The sequence below is a fragment of the Comamonas testosteroni genome (assembly GCF_030505195.1).
In the GTDB taxonomy this organism is placed as follows: domain Bacteria; phylum Pseudomonadota; class Gammaproteobacteria; order Burkholderiales; family Burkholderiaceae_C; genus Comamonas; species Comamonas testosteroni_G.
This window is the reverse complement of record NZ_CP129672.1, coordinates 5,451,097-5,467,186: the sequence shown is the minus strand read 5'-3', so window position 1 is coordinate 5,467,186 and position 16,090 is coordinate 5,451,097. Positions and strand designations below refer to the sequence as shown.

Sequence of the window (16,090 nt, the reverse complement as noted above, 5' to 3'; positions counted from 1 at the left end):
CAGTGTAGAAAAGCAGACCAACGACCTTGTCACCAGATGGAGACAAGCCTATACGGGCTAGAATTTCAATGAAATCAGCCTCTATCCCTTACCCATCAATCGATAGAAGCTATCAAAGTTGACCATCAACACCTTCGGTGGGCTCCATCAGCAGCGCAAACAGCTCACGCTGCCCCTGCACGCCCAGCTTGGCGCAGACGCGTTTGACATAGGTGCGCGCGCTGCTGACGGTAATGCCCAGGCGCTGCGCCAGTGAATCGGCATCCAGGCCCTGGGCCAGTGCCCGCACCACATCGAGGTCGCGCGGCGTCAGCTGCTCGAAGCGCCGCGCCAGTCGCGCCAGCACCAATCCGACCAGGTCGTCCTGCAGCGCCTGCCCCGCGTAATGCAGACGCATGGCCTGCATGACCAGGGGCGCGAAGGCCTCGATCCGGGCAATGGCCGCAGCGTCGAAGCAGCCATGCTCCTCGCCGCGGTACAGATTCACGGAAAGCCAGCGCGCGTTTTCCTGCAGCATCAGCAGCGACAGCCGCTCGGCAATGCGCGGCAGCTCATAGCAGACATGGCGGTATTCGGGATGCTGCACATCACGCGGCCCCTGGCGATGCAGCCAGACGCGCGGCTTGGCATGCGCATCCCTGGCAAGACGTGCCAGCTCGGCCTGCATCACACGCTGCGAACCGTCGAGCGGATAGAAACGCTCGCTGTAATCCTGGGAGATCATGGGCAGCGCCCCTGTGCGCGCCCTGTCTCCCATGCCCACCACGCGCGGCCTGGCCATGCCCTGGAAGGAAAAGATCGTGCATTGGGCCAGCGGCACATGACGCCCCAGCAGCTGCAGGATCTGCTCGGCCACGGCATCGCTGCTGCTGCGCCCCACTCTTTCCATCATGGTCGTCACATCGGCCAGGGCCACGGGTAGCTGCGCTGCCTGGGCGGCAGGCGGCAGCAGCATCCAGTGCGAAGAATCGGGAAACGGCGCGGAGCAAGCAGTCATGGGCTGCAATTTTCGCCGCTGCAGCCCGGCCTCGGACAGGAAAAACCGGCGCTCCCTTTCAGGAGCGGCCGGTCTGACCGGTCTTGCCGGTTTGGCCGGTTTGGCTTGAGGCAGAAAAGGCGGTCGGCCTCTGGCGCCCTACCACTCGCCCACGCTGCGTATGCGCTGCAGCAGCTCCCATTCGTCTTCGGGCGCCGCAGCCTGCAGGGCCTGGGGCTCTGCCAGCTCCTGCGCCAGCGGAGGCGGCGTGAAATGCTCGCGGCCAAAAGTATGTTCGCTCAGGGACTGTGGATGCGGATGGTTCATGGCGGCCTCCTTTGCGCAAAGCTTAAGGCGCGAGGCTGGCCGAACTTGTAGGAATTGGCTTAACGACACTGTCGAGCAATCCCCACAAGCCGCGTCGTCATGTCATGGATATGTCACAACTGCCGCCACCCGGCCCATGCACCGCAACGCGGCCCGGCCCCGACTTTGCGGTTATGCTGCCGCCGCTATGCCTCAGACCCTTCGCGCTCCTGTCTCCAGTGAACTCATCATCAAGAAAAGCCGCTTTATCGGCTGCGTGCAGCCGATGACGGATCGCTCCAGCGCGCAGGCCGTAGTGGATGCACTGTGGCGCGAGCACCCGGGCGCCGCCCATATCTGCTGGGCCCTGCTGGCAGGCGGTCAATCGGCCGCCGTGGACGACGGCGAGCCCAGTGGAACGGCCGGTCGCCCCATGCTGGATGTGCTGCGCCATCAGGACCTGGAGGGCGTGCTGGCCACCGTGGTGCGCTACTTTGGCGGGGTCAAGCTCGGTGCCGGCGGACTGGTGCGCGCCTACACCGACGCCGTGGCACAGGCCTTGCTGCAGGCCGAAAAAGTCGCCATTCAACGCATGCAGACCTTGCAGTGCACGGTCCCCTATCCGCTGGAAGGTCTGGTGCGACGCATGGCCGACACGGCGGGTGCGGCGCTGCTGGAGGTCGATCACGGCTCTCTGGTTCGCTTCACGCTGCAGATGCCCGAGGCCGATGCCGCCCAGTTCGTCAGTGCCCTCAATGAAAGCGGCCAGGGCCGCATTGGCTGGCTCAAGCCCGACGAGCTATAGGACGCAAAAAAACCCGCCTGAGCGGGTTTCTTCAGCAGCCTTATCAGCAATTGCCTTTTTTGGCCTGGCCCGGAGGGCAGCCATGGGGATGAGGCTTTTTGTAGCCATCGTCGTCATACCCGCCGCGGCCGTCATACACCGCGCAGCCGCTGAGCACCCACAGGGCCGCAGCCAGCACAAGCATGGTTTTCATGGGTTGAACCTTTTCTGATTTTCCGGGGTAGCAGTCTATAGGCGATCCCGCAGGCATTCTGTCAACAATCTATTCTGAGGCCCTCAATTGGCCGGCTGCTGCTCGACCGCCACCTGCATGTGCAGCAAGGTGAAATACAGGGTCACATCGCCCTGCTGGTCGATGAAGGTGCCCACGGCGCGCTGCAGGCGGGCGGCAATGCACATGCACTCCATGCCCTCGGGACGGCCGCCGGGAATCCGGGCCGTGGTCAGCAGTGCCAGCTGGTTCTGGCGACCGAATTCATGCACGACTTCCAGCGCCTGACCATGCTGCTTGGGAATGGCTTCGTTGGCCCAGCTCCAGACAAAGCTGCCGTCCTGCTCGCTGCTGGTGCCCACCAGACAGACCGTGGCAATCACCTTATGCAGCGGGGCTTCAAGCGCCAGCAGGGCGCGGTCGAGATCCCAGCGGTAGCCGGGGCTGCCCTGCAAGCCAAATTCCAGGGGCCATTTAGCATTGCGGGCCTGCATCATTTCAACGGCCTCACGGCTCCAGGCAGCCCAGTCGGTGGTTTGTGCGTCGTTGCTCATCGCGTATCCATTGCTTTTCAACAGACTGCATTGTCAGGCAAGAAGCGGGCATGCCCGGGCCCGGAACCCTATGCCCCGTCGACCTGCGCTCCGCTCTTCATCTGCTGCGCTATCCAGTCGGCCAGAAGCTGCTGCACCGAGCCCTCCCCCCAACTCTGTACGGCCAGCAGACAGTAGTGCGAGCCGTCTGGCACAAAGCCCAGTGGAGCCACCAGCCGGCCGGCAGCGATATCGTCCTGCACCAGCAGTTGCGGGCCCATGGCCACGCCCAGGCCCGCTGCTGCCGCCTGCAAGCTCAGGTAGAAATGCTCAAGCACCAGATCACCTCCTGCTTGCGCCTGCCGGATCTGGGTGGGAGGCTGATTTAGCCGGGTTTTCCACCAATCCTCCCAGGCCTTGGGTCGTGTCTTGCTGTGCAAGCGCGTTGCATCGCCACGAAGCGCCAGACCGCCATCGGACTGCAACGCAAAGAACTGCGCCAGACTGTCCGGGTGGCAGACCGGCCCCATGCGCTCTGCGCACAAGGGCTGCATTTGGACATTGCGACCCCAGTCAAAGTCGTTGCGCCGAATGGCCAGATCGATGCCGCGCCCCCATTCCACGGCACCGCCGCCCGCAACCAGATGCACGGTGTGCTGTGGGTAGCGCGCCTGGAAGTCGCCCCAGCGCGGAATCAGCCAGCGCATCAGCAGCGTGGGCTCGCACGACAGCAGCAACGGCCTGCCAGCCACCTGCTGACGCACCGCTTCTGCCGCGCGCGCCATCTGCGTCAGCCCGGCATGGACGCCATCGAACAACAAGCGGCCTGCGGCATTGAGAAACACGCGGCGATTGCGGCGCTCAAACAGCTGCGCCCCCAACTCTTCCTCCACCGAGCGCACCGCGCGACTGATGGCTCCATGGGTCAGGTGCAGCTCATCGGCCGCGCGGCTGAAGCTCTCCAGCCGCGCGGCCGCTTCAAAACAGCGCAAAGCGACCAGCGAAGGCATTCGTTGTGGACCGCCAGCGGAAATAGGTGAGTTTGAATCACTATTTTCTTGAGAAATCATCGTTATTCAAAAAACTTTGATCGCCCTAGAGTTCACAGCTGTAGAGCACTGCTTGCCATTCTCGTGCAGCAGAGCCATCTCACAAACAGATATTTGAACTCAACCAATTCACTGTATGAACGCCTGGCCCACCGTGATTCTCGTTACCTCTCTCGCCGTCATCAGCCCCGGCGCCGATTTCGCCATGGTCACCCGCACCAGCCTGATGGAATCGCGCCGTGCGGGTCTCTGGGTGGCGCTGGGCATCGGCTGTGGCGTTCTGGTCCATGTGGCCTACACCCTGCTGGGACTTGGCATGGTCCTGCAACGCCTGCCCTGGCTTTTCAATCTGCTCAAATATGCGGGCGCAGCCTATCTGGTATGGCTCGGAATCTCTCTGTGGCGCGGCGCCAGCCGTGCAAATGGGGAACGGCCGGAGTCCCGGTCCAGTGCCGAGACAGGCCAGCGCAAGGCACTCCAAGGCCATGCGCCAGGCCGCTCGCTTTTTGTCCTGGGCTTTCTGACCAATGCACTCAATCCCAAGACAGCGCTGTTCATCCTCAGCCTGTTCATGCAAATTGTCGGCCCTGCCGTGCCCATGCCCACCCAGTTGGCCTACGGCCTTTTCGTCGCCATGGCCCACGTACTGTGGTTTGCGCTGGTAGCCTGCTTTTTCTCGGCACCGGTGCTCCAGCCCAAGGTGCAAGCCATACGCCCCTGGGTAGATCGCAGTCTGGGCTGCGTGCTGCTCGTCCTGGGCCTGCTGCTGATCACCACCGGCACACCGGCCACGTCGAATCTGATGAATGCCGGCATCTGATAGGAAAAGCCCGACAAGCCCAATGGCCGCAAGACCGCAATAGCAGCATCTGCAACGCAAACGACAGCTTTGGAGCGCTCACCCGTGCCATGCTTGCCATGGTTGGTACCTATCAGCAAAACTCCAAAGGAGACAAGCACCATGAAAAGCCGCTACCCCTTTCCCGATCTGAGCCGCCTGCCTGAAGACATCAAGCAACGCATCGCCGAGGTACAGCAAAAGTCGGGCTTTGTTCCCAATGTTTTTCTGGCCTTTGCTCGCCGGCCGGCCGAGTGGCGCGCCTTCTTTGCCTACCACGATGCGCTGATGCTCAAGGAGGACGGCAGTCTCAGCAAGGGCGAGCGCGAAATGATCGTCACCGCCACCAGCGCTGCCAATCAGTGCCTGTATTGCGTGGTGGCTCATGGCGCCATCTTGCGCATCTATGAAAAAAAGCCGCTGATTGCCGACCAGGTGGCGGTCAATTACCGCAAGGCCGACATCAGCGCGCGCGAGCGGGCCATGCTGGACTTTGCCATGAAGGTCTGTCTGCACAGCGCCGAAATCGACGATGCCGACTACGAAGCCTTGTACCCTCACGGTTTTGACGACGAGGATATCTGGGACATTGCGGCCATTACCGCCTTCTTCGGACTGTCCAACCGGATGGCCAGCTTCGCGGGCATGCAGCCCAATCCCGAGTTCTATCTGATGGGCCGGGTGCCGCGCGAGAAAAAAGCCTGAAGCAACAAGCAGTAACTCATGGGCGGCAATCGATGCAACTTGCATCGCCATGACGCATCATCCCTTGCACAGCAGCGGCCACCCCCGGCAAAACGCTGTTTGCCGGAGGTCATCCAGATGCAAAAAGCCGTTTGCTGCCTCGCCGCCCTGCTCACCACGCTCTGCGCCACTGCGGCTCATGCCACCTCGTGGGAGCTCAAGCTCGGTGGCGACAACAGACTGGAGTTCACCGCCACTTTCGAGCAAACGCCGGTCACCGGAGTGTTCAAGGACTTCCGGGTTCGCTTTGATTTCGACCCTCAAAAGCCAGGCAGCAACAAGCTGAATGTCAGCATTCGCATCAGCAGCGCCGATATGGCCAATCCGGACATCAACCAGGCCATTGCCGGCAAGGACTGGTTTGACTTTGTGCGTTATCCCGAGGCGGTCTTTGATGCCCGCGAGATTCTTGACGCCCCCGGCGCAGCCCGTTACCTGGCACGTGGAACCCTGGAGCTCAAAGGCCGCAGACAGCCGCTTGTGCTGCCATTCAGCTGGAAGCCCGAGGAACGCCGCATGGAAGGCGAATTCGTTACCCGCCGCTCGATATTTGATATCGGCACAGGAGAGTGGAAGAGCAGCGATGCCGTGGGAGACGCCGTGACAGTGAGATTCCGTGTCCAGTTGCGCGAGTTGCCATGACATTGCGCAGACCGCTGATTGCAGTCCTGTTGGCTCTGATCGCGGGTTGCTCGCAACCAGGCATAGAGCCAGCGCAGCCTCCCGGCCCAACGGCAAGGCCTGCGGACTTTCCTGCGGCCTTCTATGCCGATGCTGCCGCACGGGGCCAGTCGGTGCTTCCGATTGATTCCTCGCATTCTCTGGTCTCAATCACCGTTCGACGTGCTGGCGCTTTGGCAAAACTAGGGCACGACCATGTGATTGCCAGCCATGAACTGCAAGGCTATGTGGCCCCCCAGCTTGGCCGCGCCGATCTTTATGTGGCGCTGGACAGGCTATCGGTTGACGAGTCCGCTCTGCGCGCCAAGGCGGCCCTGGACACCCAGCCCAGCGCTGCCGATATTGAAGCGACCCGAGCCAATATGCTGAACAAGCTGCTGCAAACCTCGATCCATCCGTTTGCACTGGTCCAGGCACATGCGTCCCCGCAAGCAGACGGCGATGTATTGCTGGCCCTGGAACTCACTCTTCACGGCGTCACACGCCGCCTGAGCGTACCGGCCCTGATCAGGAGGACGCCAGGCGAACTCCATATCAGCGGCTCGCTGAGCATCGATCAATCGAGTTTTGGCATCACGCCTTTGTCCATCCTGGGCGGTGCAATCCAGGTCCGCGACAGGCTCGAGTTGAACTTCGAAGTGCGCGCCGGACCACCTTTGAAGCAGGAATCCCGGTCATGAGAGCAGCGCTTGTGGGTGCCTGCGGCGCAGCTCTGACCATGCTCTGCGGCAGTGTGCAGGTCTCGGCACAAGAGCTGCGCATAGAGACTGCCGAACAGAACGAGGCATTGACGGTGAACGCCTCGGCCGTCATGCAAGTCAGGCTGGCCACGGCCTGGAGCGTGATCTCCGACTACGACCATCTGGCCGACTTTGTGCCGGATATCCAAAGCTCGCGCGTGCTCCAACGCGACGGCAATCAGGTGCTGCTGGAGCAAAAAGGCAATCTGGGGTTTCTGTTCTTTCGCCAGGCAATCGAGGTCAGACTGGCTGTGACCGAATGGCCGCAGCAGCGCATCGCCGCGCATGCGATCGGCGGCAATCTCAAGCAGATGAACGGCAGCTATACCCTGGAAACCCAAGCCGACGGCCGGGTACGCTTGGCCTACAGCGCTCGCCTGGTTCCCGCTTTCTCTATCCCGCCGCTGGTCGGCAAACCGGTAATGCGCCAGTTGCTGAAACGCCAGTTCAGGGCACTGGTGGACGAAATCCAGCGACGCGAGGCCTTGACGCCTCAGGAGCACAGGCAGATACCAGAAAATTAGCGGCAGGCCGCTGCAAAGATCAGGTGGGCAACCGTTTCACTTCAATTGCAGCCGACGCTGCATGTCGCGCGGGACGGTATTGGACGCATGCAAGCCTGGCCCCTGTGCCTCGGGTTGACGTCATGACTGCTCAAGCACCTGCAAGAACAAAGACTTAAATCGCAGAGGCCCTGAGATGGCGCGTGAACTGCTCGAACTCTGCTTCCATGGGGGCAATGGCTGCCATGGGCAGTATCAGAGCCTGCATCGCGTCGATGAACAGATAGTAGTTCACGTCATCTTCGGCAAGCGCCAGCACTCCTGACCACGGCAGTATCGTGTCTCCCCGAACCGAGGCTATCCTGATGGCGTCCGATGAGAGCGTGACCGTTTGTGGCGACAGAAACGCCCCATCCGGCAGGAGCATGAGCTTGCGCATGGATGCCTGCGACAGGTAAGGCATTGCCACGACGGCGATCAAAGCAACGACCAGAAGGCAGGCAACCCCCCCCAGTGGGCCGGAGACCTCAGGAAACTCACGCATCAGTCGTGCGTAGGCTGCACCAGCCAGGCCAATGCAAAGCCACACCACAACCCGCAAGACGAACGGCCAGGAAAGCATCCCAGCCTTCTGATGCCAGCGCCGCGAAACCATTTTCTGCAGGCGAACGAAGTCGGCGGGAGTGAGAGGAAAGCTGGCGGTCATGTTCATGGTTTGTTGATGTGGCCACAGGTATGAGCGACCTGCAGCAGCGAGTATTGATCGAAAAATGACTGCTGCATCTCACACGGTCGATGGCTGGGGCTCATGAACGAATTCGTTACCGGCACCGCTACCGGCACTTTTACCTGCACTGTTCCAGCACCATAAGCCGGCGCACCGGGCATTACGGGGTACGACCAGAGCTGTGCATGCGATACAAGCACAACCTATGCAGCCGCAAGATGTGAAGTTGCAGAAAATCGAGACAGCCATGTCTATGACGTGACGGGCTTGAAGCATTGATCTGATTGCCTGCCACGTATCGATTGTGCTCCATCTTCCTCGAACGCCCGAATCGTCGAACAGCCTTGCTGCCAGCACTTGACCATCAAGCGCTGGCAGCGGCTTCAACTTCAGGCCTTGAAAGTCAACCAGGGCTTCAACCGCACACTCGCACGAATCAGCCCCGCCTCTTCCTGCGCCTGCAGCACCGGCCCTACGGGTTTGTAGGCGCTGGGCGCCTCTTCGATCAGCCGCTCTTCACGCAAGGTGATGCATTGCCAGACGGACTCGAGCAGCGGCTGCTTCATGCGCCGCGTGTCCTGTCTGCGCACCTGGCGGCCCGCGCCATGGCTGCAGGACCGCAGCCAGTCTTCATGACCCAAACCTTTGACGAGGAAGGAGTAGTCGCCCATCGAGCCCGGAATCAGCGCCCACTGGCCCTCATGCGCGGGAGTGGAGCCCTTGCGATGTACGTTGAACTCGCCCTCGGTCATCACCACGTTGTGGGGCACATCCACAATCAGGCGCGATGCATCGGGCGCGGCAATGCCTGCCAGCTCTTTGCGCACCAACTCCGCCAACGCCATGCGGTTGAACCACGCGTAGCGCGCAGCCACGCCCATCGCTTGCAGATAATCCTGCGCCAGCGCGCCGCTCAGGCCATACAGGCCATGCTGAGGGTGCTTGATGCCTTGCGGCCATTGCTGCCTGGCCAGCTCCATCCAGCGGCGGCCGACATAAAAGCCGACATCACGCGAGCCAGTGTGGATCATCACCGTGACATCGCCCTTCTTGAGCCCCGCGGCATAGGCGGCATGACGGTCGTAGACTTCCTCGACCACGCAGAACTCCAGAAAGTGGTTACCGCTTCCCAGGTCCGCGGCAGACGGCGGGCGCAGCAGCTCGCGCGCCTGCAACAGGGCTTCAGGCGCGTAGCGACTCTGTCCCGCAAAGCCTTGCAGGCCCACGCACTCGGCCAGCTCGGCTTGCAGGCGGTCGCGGTTCACGCCTTGCCATAGACCCACGTCAGGCAACTGTTCAATAAAGGCCTGGGGGCCCTCATCAAACAGCGCCTTGAAGCCTGCGCTGCGCACGGGTACATCGCGCCCGTTCTGCAAGATGACGCGGGTCAGCCGCTGAACGATGGTGCTTTTGTGCAGCTCGGCCTGCGCCTGCGTCAGGCCCGTGCTCAGCAGGCGTATGCCGCAATTGATGTCTGTGCCGATGGCCGCAGGAATCACGAAGTCTGGCGACGTGGCCACCACCGCCCCCACGGGCGCAATGCTGCCGGGGTGAAAGTCCGGCGTGGCACAGGCTTTGCAGACCGCGCCATGGCCTTGCGGGTCGGCAACCGAAGCGAAGTCCAGCAGTTGACGAACGGCTTTGTGCTCCAGCGGCAGGCTGTCGGGCAGCAAAATGGTGGCTGCGGCCTGCTCGTTATGGATTTGATAGATATTGTCTCGGTAGGAGACCTGGATGCCCTGACGTGACAGAGCTTTTTGCAGTCGGGAAAGCTTCCCGGAAGAATGCGGCATGATGCTGAGAAAAATAGGTACGCAACAGCGCATCTCCGAATCTGGGAGATGCAACGCACCTTCGAGCAGCAGCATCAAGAAGGACTGATAAGCGGCGTATTCTAATGAGTAAGCGTCGGGCCGCCTAACCGGCGTTGCTAATATGCTGCAATGCGCAATGCAATTCCGTCCTTCCAGATTCCCGCACCACTGCAGACTCTGTATGACGCGGCTGCGGCCATGGGCCCGCAGTTCGGCCTGCCGCCCGAAACCGTTTTTGGGGACTGCGGCCTGCGGCTGGAGATCCCCCCGTACCCAGTTACATCGGTTGGTGCACGCCGCGCAATGTGATGACGTTTGCGACCACGGGCTGCGACAGCGTTCATTACAGCTATCTGGTCGATGAGCGCCTGCCCGATAGCGTCAGCCCCATCGTCATGACACTGCCCTGCGTGAACGAATTGAGCTGGGTGATTGCCGAGAACTTTCAGGAGTTCTTTGACTACGGCTATTACACGGGCTGGCTCGAACTGGAGCAGTTGTACTACGAAGATGAAAAAGGCGAAGCCTGCTTTCACGAGGCAAGCCAGTCATTGAACAATCTCGGCGGGCAGCTGCTGCCGCTGCTGCACAAGGCGTTGAAGATGCAGGCTGTGCTGCCGACGCTGCAACGCTTTGGCGAGCTGCAGAAAAAGTACCAAGCCCTATTGAATATTGCGGCCATACCGCCAGAGCATGCCTGATTGCGGATCCATCAATGGCATTGATCCCCATGCTCGCTGAGCGATACCGCTTTGGATTCGGAATTCAGTCCAGAAAGCGCTCAGCCACAGCAGGCTCCGGCCTCATGCACTGCTCGCTTTTGCCAAACCAGTGATAGCGGTTTCTGGCGATCATGCGGTAGAGCGCATCACGCAATGCAGCAGGTATCAACCTGATCACCGCTGTCATTCGCCACGGCCAGCCCAGTGCGCACAGCACGCGCAAAATGGCATCCGTGTGCTGCCAGGAGCGCTGGCCGTCCACCAGCAGCATGGTCTGAAGACCTTCTATGCGCAAGCCTGCATCAGCCAACAGCTTGCCGCCGACCTCACCCTGTATGGCAGCGAACTGAAAAATGCCCTGCTTGTCGTGCTTGAGCAAGAACTGAACCCAGCCATTGCACAACAGACATTGCCCATCAAAGACCACAATCATGCTTTTTCCTCGGGCAGCAATAGATAGCCACGATAACTGGCCACCACGCCAATCAGGGGGACGGCCGCTTCGACATGAAATTGCATATGCTCCCCGGCACCGGTTTCTTCGGCCACGATGCGCGGTGCAAGCCAGCCCGGGCATGGGAAGCCCAGAAAATACAGACGCTGCAGCCGCATGAGAAGCCGGCCATCCACCGCCTGCAAGGCAAAGCACAGTCGCGCCGGGCCAAGGCGCTCGATCAGGTGGCCATTGTGCAACTGCATGGTTGAGCGCATGAGCTGCGAGGGGAAACTGCGGATCCAGGTTTCCGCCTTGGGACTGGCCTGCAGTTCGAAATGAATCGTCCCCTCGCCAGCGGCGCGTGGAGTGCCCAGCGCCAGCGCCAGCAGCTTGGCCGCCAAAGTCCGGGGAGCGCCGGTCTGCACCCTGCCCTGAAGCTCATGCGCCCCCTGCAGACCGTGAAAGCGCTGCAGGGCGGCATCGAGCTTGCTGAATTCACCGCCCATGGCCTGCTGAAACAAAGAAGCGCTCTGCATCCTCAATCAAGCTCCCTGATCTGAATATCCAGTCCCTGCGCTTCGGCCACAAAGTCCTGAAGCGTCAGCAGCCCCATGCAAGGCCTGGCGCCTGGCTCCAGCGGTACACCTGCAGCCAGCTTGCGTACCAGAGCACAGGCGCCCAGCGTGGGAACATAAGGCCCGTCGCCTGAACCCGCCATAAGCACCCAGCCGCGCTGGCAGGCTTGTCCCTTTGCATCCAGGCCACTGACCGTGACATGCATGGCCCCTGCATCGCTGCCCCAGTTCTTGAACCAGTCCGCCATGCGCTTGAGTCCGCGGGCATGTGCAGACCAGTCCTGCACCAGTCCTCTGTGAGCCAGCCAGGCCATGGCATTCATCCCGCGCTGCAAGAACGACAGCTCAAGCCCGGCACCGAATCTGATGGAGGGACTTCCTTCATAGCGAAGCGGTAGCAGCGCAAGATCCGGCACATCGCAGGCCGACAGCAGCCGCCTCCCAACAGGGGCCGGATAGTCGTGCCCATAGCTGCGCAGCCAGCCAATCATGGCTCGCTGCCCCAAGCCAGGCAGCGGCTTGCCACAATAGCTGAGGATGGCAGCGACGGTGGACAGGCCTCTATCCGTACGATTGCCCGGGCTGATGCCTATGTCGATATCCCTGACGCGAGCCATGCCCGAAGCCAGCGCATCCACGACCGCCGAGGATAGAGCTGGAACCGAGCTGGCACCGCTGAGCAGCAACACGCCCGCATCTTTGGCCTGCGGATCGAGCACATCGATGCCGCAGACAAAGTCACGCCCATCGGCCAGATCCACATAGTGGACGCCGGCGTGGGCACAGGCTCGGGCCACGCGGTAGTCCTGACCCTGAAACGGGCCCGAAGTGTGAATAAGCACATCCACCTCCAGCGCCTTGAGTCTGTCCTCCAGACCCGGTGCCATCACGTCCACCACCGAGTGGCTCAGGCTTGAGCAAGCGCCAGGGGCCAGACTTTCAACCTGCGCCTGCGCCGCAGAGGCCGAGCGCCCCGCCACCACGATGTGCAAACCGCTTTGCCTGGCAAGCCTGGCAACCAGCCGGCTGCCGAAGAAGCCGTAAGCACCGATGACCATGACCTTCAATTCGCGCATGCCTCAGTGTAGCGGGACACTGATTTCGCTCCGAAGCGCAAGCCCGGCAACGGCGAGCCTGCTCAGCCGCGTTCATGGCCCGGTCACAGCCCGGTCACAGTCCGTACTTGCGAATCTTGTCGTGCAGCGTGGTCTTGGGGGTGTGCAGCGCCTTGGCCGTGCGCGTCAAGCTGCCTTCGTTGTTGCGCAAGGCTTCGGAAATCAGGGAGCGCTCAATGGACTCCATGGTTGCCGCCAGCGAAGTCGCCGCCTCGGGCGTCGTACCGGATGGGGACAGGCCGGCATCCAGCCCCAGCGTGATGCGCTCGGCCGTGTTGCGCAGCTCGCGCACATTGCCTGGCCAGTCGTGGGCAATCAGCGCCTGCAGACGCTGCGGCGTCAGCTCGGCCACGGGCCGCTGGTGGCGGGCGGCGGCCTGCAACGCGAAATGCTCGAACAGCAGCGCAACATCCTCGCGGCGCTCGCGCAGCGGGGGCAGGTTCACGGTCACCACATTGAGGCGGTAGTAAAGATCGGAGCGAAACAGGCCCTGACGGCTGAGCTCCAGCAAATCGACCTTGGTTGCAGCAATCACACGGCAGTCGACGGCAATGAGCGTGTTCGAGCCCAGACGCTCCAGCACTCTTTCCTGCAGCACGCGCAGCAGCTTGGCCTGCATGGCCAGGGGCATGCTTTCGATCTCGTCGAGAAACAAGGTGCCGCCGCTGGCATGTTCGATCTTGCCGATGCGCTTTTTGCCCGCGCCGGTAAAGGCCCCGGCCTCGCTGCCGAACATTTCGCTGTCAAACAGCGTCTCCGGCAGGCCGCCGCAGTTGATGGCGACAAAATTGCCACTCTTGCGCCGGCTGGATTCATGCAGGCTGCGCGCGACTCTTTCCTTGCCGGTGCCCGTTTCCCCCCAGATCAGCACATCGGCCTCGCTGGCCGCAAGGCTTTGCAATGTGCTGCGCAACTGCTGCATGGGCAGCGAACGCCCGAGCAACTGGTGCTGCAACACATCCCGGCTTTGCAGCTGCTGGCGCAGGCTGCGCACCTCCAGCACCAGGCGACGGCGCTCCAGCGCACGGCGCACGGCTTCCACAAGGCGTTCGGGCGCAAACGGCTTTTCCAGAAAATCGGCAGCGCCATCCTTCATGGCTTGCACGGCCATGGAGATATCGCCATGCCCGGTGATGAGAATCACGGGCAGCTCGGCATCCAGCACGCGCACAGCTGCCAGCAGCCCAAGGCCGCTCATCTGCGGCAAGCGGATGTCGCTGACCACGATGCCGGCAAAATCCGGGGACAGGTGCTTTTGCGCCTGCTCGGCACTGCTCACGCAGACGCAGTCCAGACCTTCGAGGCGCATGGTCTGCTCGCAGGCCATGGCGACATCGGCATCGTCTTCAACGATCAGGACTTTGAGGGAAGGGTTCATGGGCTGCAGGCAATCAGGACAGCGGCCGAGTATCCACCAAGGGCAGGCTCAGCGTGAAGATGGCCCCGCCTTCCGGATGGTTGCCGCCCGTCAGGCTGCCGCCTGCGGCCTGGGCGATCTCGGCCGACAGAGGCAGGCCCAGGCCCAAACCCAGCCCCTCGGGCTTGGTGGTGAAAAAAGGCTCGAACAGTCGCGCTTGTGCCTGATCGCTGAGTCCAGGACCGTGATCGCGCACCGTGATCTGCGCCCAGGAAGCGGAACGGTTGCAGGCAATTTCCACGCACCGCGTATTGCCACCCTGCACCGCGTCCAGGGCATTGCTCAACAGATTGATCAACACCTGCTGAACGCGATTGGCATCGCACCAGGCGCTCAGCTCGAGATCCGAGGGCTGGCGCAAGATCATGACGCCGCTTTGGGCAATGCGCGGCTCCATGAGGGACAGAGCGCCATCGACCACCTTGGCCAGTTCAACCGGCTCAGGCTGGCCGGCGGACTTGCGGGCAAAGTTGCGCAATTGCCCGGTAATACGCCCCATACGCTCGGTCAGCTCGGCCATGCGCTGCAAATTGCTTTGCACCATCTCGCTGTGACCGCGCTCCAAAAAGCGCTGACTGTTACCGGCCAGCGCCCGCAAGGCCGCCAGGGGCTGATTGAGCTCATGGGCCACTTCCGTGGAGAGCTGACCGATGACGGCCAGTTTGCCGGCCTGCACCAACTCGTCCTGCGCCGCGCGCAGCGTGGTCTCGGCCTGCATGCGCTCCATCACCTCCTGCTGCAGCGCCACATTGGCACTCTGCAGATCGGCGGTGCGCTGCTGCACCTTGTTTTCCAGCACCTCGTTGGCCTGTTTCAGAGCTTGCTGGGCCGCCAGTTGCTCACGCACATGTCTGCGTCGCTGGTACAGCAAAGCTCCCAGCAAAAGCATCAACGCAATCAACGCCCCCGTCACCCAGGCGCGACTGGCCGCCAACTGCAATGCAACGCTCAAGGGGGAAAGCACGGTAATCTGCCAGGGCGTGCCGGCCATAGGCCTGGACTGGGCCAGAAAGCGGCCAGCGCTCTGGTCTGCTGCAGCGTCCTTGACATCGGGAATGCTCACCTGCCTGACGCCCGTGACGCTGCTCATGCCACGCCAGCCCAGAGGCCGCAGGTTCAGACGGTTGTATTTCTGCGAAGCTTCCAGCTCGGCACGTCTTGCCTCATCCAGCGGCAGCAAGGTGGCAAAGCGCCAGGCAGGCATGTTGCTGAGGATGACCACTGTATTTTCATCGCTGACCAGTACCGGAGACTCCGCACTGGCCCAGGACTGTTCGAGCTGCGCCAGCCCGACCTTGACCACCACCACGCCATGCATCTCGCCCTGCCCCAAGGTAGTGGTCAGGTAATAGCCGGGCTCGCCGCGCGTGGTGCCCACGCCAAAGTAGCGCCCGCGCCCCTCTCGCAATGCCTGCTGGACATAGGGCCTGAAACCGAGATTCTCGCCCACAAAGCTGTCGGCGCGGCGCCAATTGCTGGCGGCCAGCACATGCCCGTCGTGATCGAGCATGTAGACGCTGAGGGTGCCGGCACGACGGCTCAGCTCCTCCAGATAGAGATTGGCGCGAGACTGCAGTCTTTCGTCGCCCGGCGATTGCAGCAGCGACAGGATCTCGGGCTGCAAGGCCACGACATCGGGCAGAAAGGCATATTTTTCGATCTCGCGCCGCAGGCTGGCAGCATAGAGATCGAGGCGGTTGTTGCCGGCAGCCACCACGGTCTCGAGACCGATCTTGACGAAGCCCTGATAGCCCAGCCAGCCGCCCAGGCTGCTTGCAGCCAGCCAGAGCAGGATCAGCAAAACAGCACGCAGGCGCGGGGGCAGGACAGCTAACATGGTGCGAACCATGGTAGCAGCGCCCGGCACCGCAGGGGACAGGAATCCGGGCAACGGGAAG

Annotated in this window: 20 protein-coding genes; 8 read left to right on the top strand and 12 right to left on the bottom strand. The window is 62.0% G+C overall.

Annotated features, from left to right (window positions below; translation table 11 throughout):
• Positions 1 to 112 precede the first annotated feature (112 nt).
• Together QYQ99_RS25310 and QYQ99_RS25305 are read right to left on the bottom strand one after the other, a co-directional pair.
• Positions 113 to 997 carry a helix-turn-helix transcriptional regulator gene (locus QYQ99_RS25310; protein WP_302090532.1) on the bottom strand — a complete coding sequence of 295 codons (885 nt, stop codon included), beginning with the start codon at positions 995 to 997 and terminating at the stop codon, positions 113 to 115.
• 138 nt (positions 998 to 1,135) lie between these two features.
• A complete protein-coding gene (locus tag QYQ99_RS25305; protein ID WP_302090531.1) occupies positions 1,136 to 1,303 on the bottom strand; it encodes a hypothetical protein in 168 nt (55 codons plus the stop codon).
• 187 nt (positions 1,304 to 1,490) lie between these two features.
• Between QYQ99_RS25305 and QYQ99_RS25300 the strand changes: the two genes are divergently transcribed.
• Positions 1,491 to 2,087: an IMPACT family protein gene (locus tag QYQ99_RS25300; protein ID WP_302090530.1), complete on the top strand. Its 597-nt coding sequence runs from the start codon at positions 1,491 to 1,493 to the stop codon at positions 2,085 to 2,087.
• 43 nt (positions 2,088 to 2,130) lie between these two features.
• Here the strand turns inward: QYQ99_RS25300 and QYQ99_RS25295 are convergent, their stop codons facing one another.
• The 3 genes from QYQ99_RS25295 to QYQ99_RS25285 all read right to left on the bottom strand — a co-directional run bounded on the left by QYQ99_RS25295 (position 2,131) and on the right by QYQ99_RS25285 (position 3,841).
• Positions 2,131 to 2,280, bottom strand: a complete 150-nt coding sequence (locus QYQ99_RS25295; protein WP_302090529.1) for a hypothetical protein — start codon at positions 2,278 to 2,280, stop codon at positions 2,131 to 2,133.
• A gap of 83 nt (positions 2,281 to 2,363) precedes the next feature.
• Entirely contained in the window at positions 2,364 to 2,852 is a 489-nt protein-coding gene (locus QYQ99_RS25290) for a DUF6882 domain-containing protein (protein WP_302090528.1), read from the bottom strand.
• A 68-nt stretch (positions 2,853 to 2,920) separates the two neighbouring features.
• Entirely contained in the window at positions 2,921 to 3,841 is a 921-nt protein-coding gene (locus tag QYQ99_RS25285) for a LysR substrate-binding domain-containing protein (protein WP_302090527.1), read from the bottom strand.
• Positions 3,842 to 4,016: 175 nt separating this feature from the next.
• On the opposite strand from QYQ99_RS25285, the gene QYQ99_RS25280 reads away from it, so the two are divergent.
• The 5 genes from QYQ99_RS25280 to QYQ99_RS25260 all read left to right on the top strand — a co-directional run bounded on the left by QYQ99_RS25280 (position 4,017) and on the right by QYQ99_RS25260 (position 7,407).
• Positions 4,017 to 4,700 (top strand): LysE family translocator, encoded by a 684-nt coding sequence (locus QYQ99_RS25280; protein ID WP_302090526.1) that lies wholly within the window; start codon positions 4,017 to 4,019, stop codon positions 4,698 to 4,700.
• Between the two features lie 141 nt (positions 4,701 to 4,841).
• A complete protein-coding gene (locus QYQ99_RS25275; RefSeq protein WP_302090525.1) occupies positions 4,842 to 5,423 on the top strand; it encodes a peroxidase-related enzyme in 582 nt (193 codons plus the stop codon).
• Positions 5,424 to 5,540: 117 nt separating this feature from the next.
• On the top strand, positions 5,541 to 6,104 hold the full coding sequence (locus QYQ99_RS25270) for a YceI family protein (protein WP_302090524.1): 564 nt from the start codon (positions 5,541 to 5,543) through the stop codon (positions 6,102 to 6,104).
• Positions 6,101 to 6,823 carry a YceI family protein gene (locus QYQ99_RS25265; protein ID WP_302090523.1) on the top strand — a complete coding sequence of 241 codons (723 nt, stop codon included), beginning with the start codon at positions 6,101 to 6,103 and terminating at the stop codon, positions 6,821 to 6,823. Before QYQ99_RS25270 ends, QYQ99_RS25265 begins: the two co-directional genes overlap by 4 nt.
• Positions 6,820 to 7,407, top strand: coding sequence for an SRPBCC family protein (locus QYQ99_RS25260; protein WP_302090522.1), 588 nt, complete (start codon positions 6,820 to 6,822; stop codon positions 7,405 to 7,407). The genes QYQ99_RS25265 and QYQ99_RS25260 overlap by 4 nt, the downstream gene beginning before the upstream one ends.
• 154 nt (positions 7,408 to 7,561) lie before the next feature.
• On the opposite strand, the gene QYQ99_RS25255 is transcribed toward QYQ99_RS25260, so the two are convergent.
• Positions 7,562 to 8,098, bottom strand: coding sequence for a YcxB family protein (locus tag QYQ99_RS25255; RefSeq protein ID WP_302090521.1), 537 nt, complete (start codon positions 8,096 to 8,098; stop codon positions 7,562 to 7,564).
• A gap of 404 nt (positions 8,099 to 8,502) precedes the next feature.
• The gene (locus tag QYQ99_RS25250; protein ID WP_367882825.1) at positions 8,503 to 9,981 is read right to left on the bottom strand and encodes an RtcB family protein; all 1,479 of its coding nucleotides are present in this window, start codon (positions 9,979 to 9,981) and stop codon (positions 8,503 to 8,505) included.
• A gap of 75 nt (positions 9,982 to 10,056) precedes the next feature.
• Here QYQ99_RS25250 and QYQ99_RS25245 point away from each other — a divergent pair, with 75 nt between their 5' ends.
• Positions 10,057 to 10,236: a hypothetical protein gene (locus tag QYQ99_RS25245; RefSeq protein WP_302090519.1), complete on the top strand. Its 180-nt coding sequence runs from the start codon at positions 10,057 to 10,059 to the stop codon at positions 10,234 to 10,236.
• Positions 10,236 to 10,628, top strand: a complete 393-nt coding sequence (locus QYQ99_RS25240; protein WP_302090518.1) for a hypothetical protein — start codon at positions 10,236 to 10,238, stop codon at positions 10,626 to 10,628. The genes QYQ99_RS25245 and QYQ99_RS25240 overlap by 1 nt, the downstream gene beginning before the upstream one ends.
• Before the next feature lie 64 nt (positions 10,629 to 10,692).
• Here the strand turns inward: QYQ99_RS25240 and QYQ99_RS25235 are convergent, their stop codons facing one another.
• The 5 genes from QYQ99_RS25235 to QYQ99_RS25215 all read right to left on the bottom strand — a co-directional run bounded on the left by QYQ99_RS25235 (position 10,693) and on the right by QYQ99_RS25215 (position 16,029).
• The gene (locus QYQ99_RS25235) at positions 10,693 to 11,082 is read right to left on the bottom strand and encodes a thiol-disulfide oxidoreductase DCC family protein (protein WP_302090517.1); all 390 of its coding nucleotides are present in this window, start codon (positions 11,080 to 11,082) and stop codon (positions 10,693 to 10,695) included.
• A complete protein-coding gene (locus QYQ99_RS25230; protein ID WP_302090516.1) occupies positions 11,079 to 11,621 on the bottom strand; it encodes a DUF4166 domain-containing protein in 543 nt (180 codons plus the stop codon). Before QYQ99_RS25230 ends, QYQ99_RS25235 begins: the two co-directional genes overlap by 4 nt.
• Before the next feature lie 2 nt (positions 11,622 to 11,623).
• Entirely contained in the window at positions 11,624 to 12,736 is a 1,113-nt protein-coding gene (locus QYQ99_RS25225) for a saccharopine dehydrogenase family protein (protein ID WP_302090515.1), read from the bottom strand.
• Between the two features lie 94 nt (positions 12,737 to 12,830).
• Entirely contained in the window at positions 12,831 to 14,153 is a 1,323-nt protein-coding gene (locus tag QYQ99_RS25220; protein ID WP_302090514.1) for a sigma-54-dependent transcriptional regulator, read from the bottom strand.
• Between the two features lie 13 nt (positions 14,154 to 14,166).
• Entirely contained in the window at positions 14,167 to 16,029 is a 1,863-nt protein-coding gene (locus tag QYQ99_RS25215; RefSeq protein ID WP_302090513.1) for a sensor histidine kinase, read from the bottom strand.
• Positions 16,030 to 16,090: the final 61 nt, after the last annotated feature.

What these genes read in the sequence shown, in the direction of transcription:
- QYQ99_RS25310 (WP_302090532.1), bottom strand. Translation starts at nt 997, where the DNA reads ATGACTGCTTGCTCCGCGCCGTTTCCCGATTCTTCGCACTGGATGCTG.
- QYQ99_RS25305 (WP_302090531.1), bottom strand. Translation starts at nt 1,303, where the DNA reads ATGAACCATCCGCATCCACAGTCCCTGAGCGAACATACTTTTGGCCGC.
- QYQ99_RS25300 (WP_302090530.1), top strand. Translation starts at nt 1,491, where the DNA reads ATGCCTCAGACCCTTCGCGCTCCTGTCTCCAGTGAACTCATCATCAAG.
- QYQ99_RS25295 (WP_302090529.1), bottom strand. Translation starts at nt 2,280, where the DNA reads ATGAAAACCATGCTTGTGCTGGCTGCGGCCCTGTGGGTGCTCAGCGGC.
- QYQ99_RS25290 (WP_302090528.1), bottom strand. Translation starts at nt 2,852, where the DNA reads ATGAGCAACGACGCACAAACCACCGACTGGGCTGCCTGGAGCCGTGAG.
- QYQ99_RS25285 (WP_302090527.1), bottom strand. Translation starts at nt 3,841, where the DNA reads ATGCCTTCGCTGGTCGCTTTGCGCTGTTTTGAAGCGGCCGCGCGGCTG.
- QYQ99_RS25280 (WP_302090526.1), top strand. Translation starts at nt 4,017, where the DNA reads ATGAACGCCTGGCCCACCGTGATTCTCGTTACCTCTCTCGCCGTCATC.
- QYQ99_RS25275 (WP_302090525.1), top strand. Translation starts at nt 4,842, where the DNA reads ATGAAAAGCCGCTACCCCTTTCCCGATCTGAGCCGCCTGCCTGAAGAC.
- QYQ99_RS25270 (WP_302090524.1), top strand. Translation starts at nt 5,541, where the DNA reads ATGCAAAAAGCCGTTTGCTGCCTCGCCGCCCTGCTCACCACGCTCTGC.
- QYQ99_RS25265 (WP_302090523.1), top strand. Translation starts at nt 6,101, where the DNA reads ATGACATTGCGCAGACCGCTGATTGCAGTCCTGTTGGCTCTGATCGCG.
- QYQ99_RS25260 (WP_302090522.1), top strand. Translation starts at nt 6,820, where the DNA reads ATGAGAGCAGCGCTTGTGGGTGCCTGCGGCGCAGCTCTGACCATGCTC.
- QYQ99_RS25255 (WP_302090521.1), bottom strand. Translation starts at nt 8,098, where the DNA reads ATGAACATGACCGCCAGCTTTCCTCTCACTCCCGCCGACTTCGTTCGC.
- QYQ99_RS25250 (WP_367882825.1), bottom strand. Translation starts at nt 9,981, where the DNA reads ATGCTGCTGCTCGAAGGTGCGTTGCATCTCCCAGATTCGGAGATGCGC.
- QYQ99_RS25245 (WP_302090519.1), top strand. Translation starts at nt 10,057, where the DNA reads ATGCGCAATGCAATTCCGTCCTTCCAGATTCCCGCACCACTGCAGACT.
- QYQ99_RS25240 (WP_302090518.1), top strand. Translation starts at nt 10,236, where the DNA reads ATGACGTTTGCGACCACGGGCTGCGACAGCGTTCATTACAGCTATCTG.
- QYQ99_RS25235 (WP_302090517.1), bottom strand. Translation starts at nt 11,082, where the DNA reads ATGATTGTGGTCTTTGATGGGCAATGTCTGTTGTGCAATGGCTGGGTT.
- QYQ99_RS25230 (WP_302090516.1), bottom strand. Translation starts at nt 11,621, where the DNA reads ATGCAGAGCGCTTCTTTGTTTCAGCAGGCCATGGGCGGTGAATTCAGC.
- QYQ99_RS25225 (WP_302090515.1), bottom strand. Translation starts at nt 12,736, where the DNA reads ATGCGCGAATTGAAGGTCATGGTCATCGGTGCTTACGGCTTCTTCGGC.
- QYQ99_RS25220 (WP_302090514.1), bottom strand. Translation starts at nt 14,153, where the DNA reads ATGAACCCTTCCCTCAAAGTCCTGATCGTTGAAGACGATGCCGATGTC.
- QYQ99_RS25215 (WP_302090513.1), bottom strand. Translation starts at nt 16,029, where the DNA reads ATGTTAGCTGTCCTGCCCCCGCGCCTGCGTGCTGTTTTGCTGATCCTG.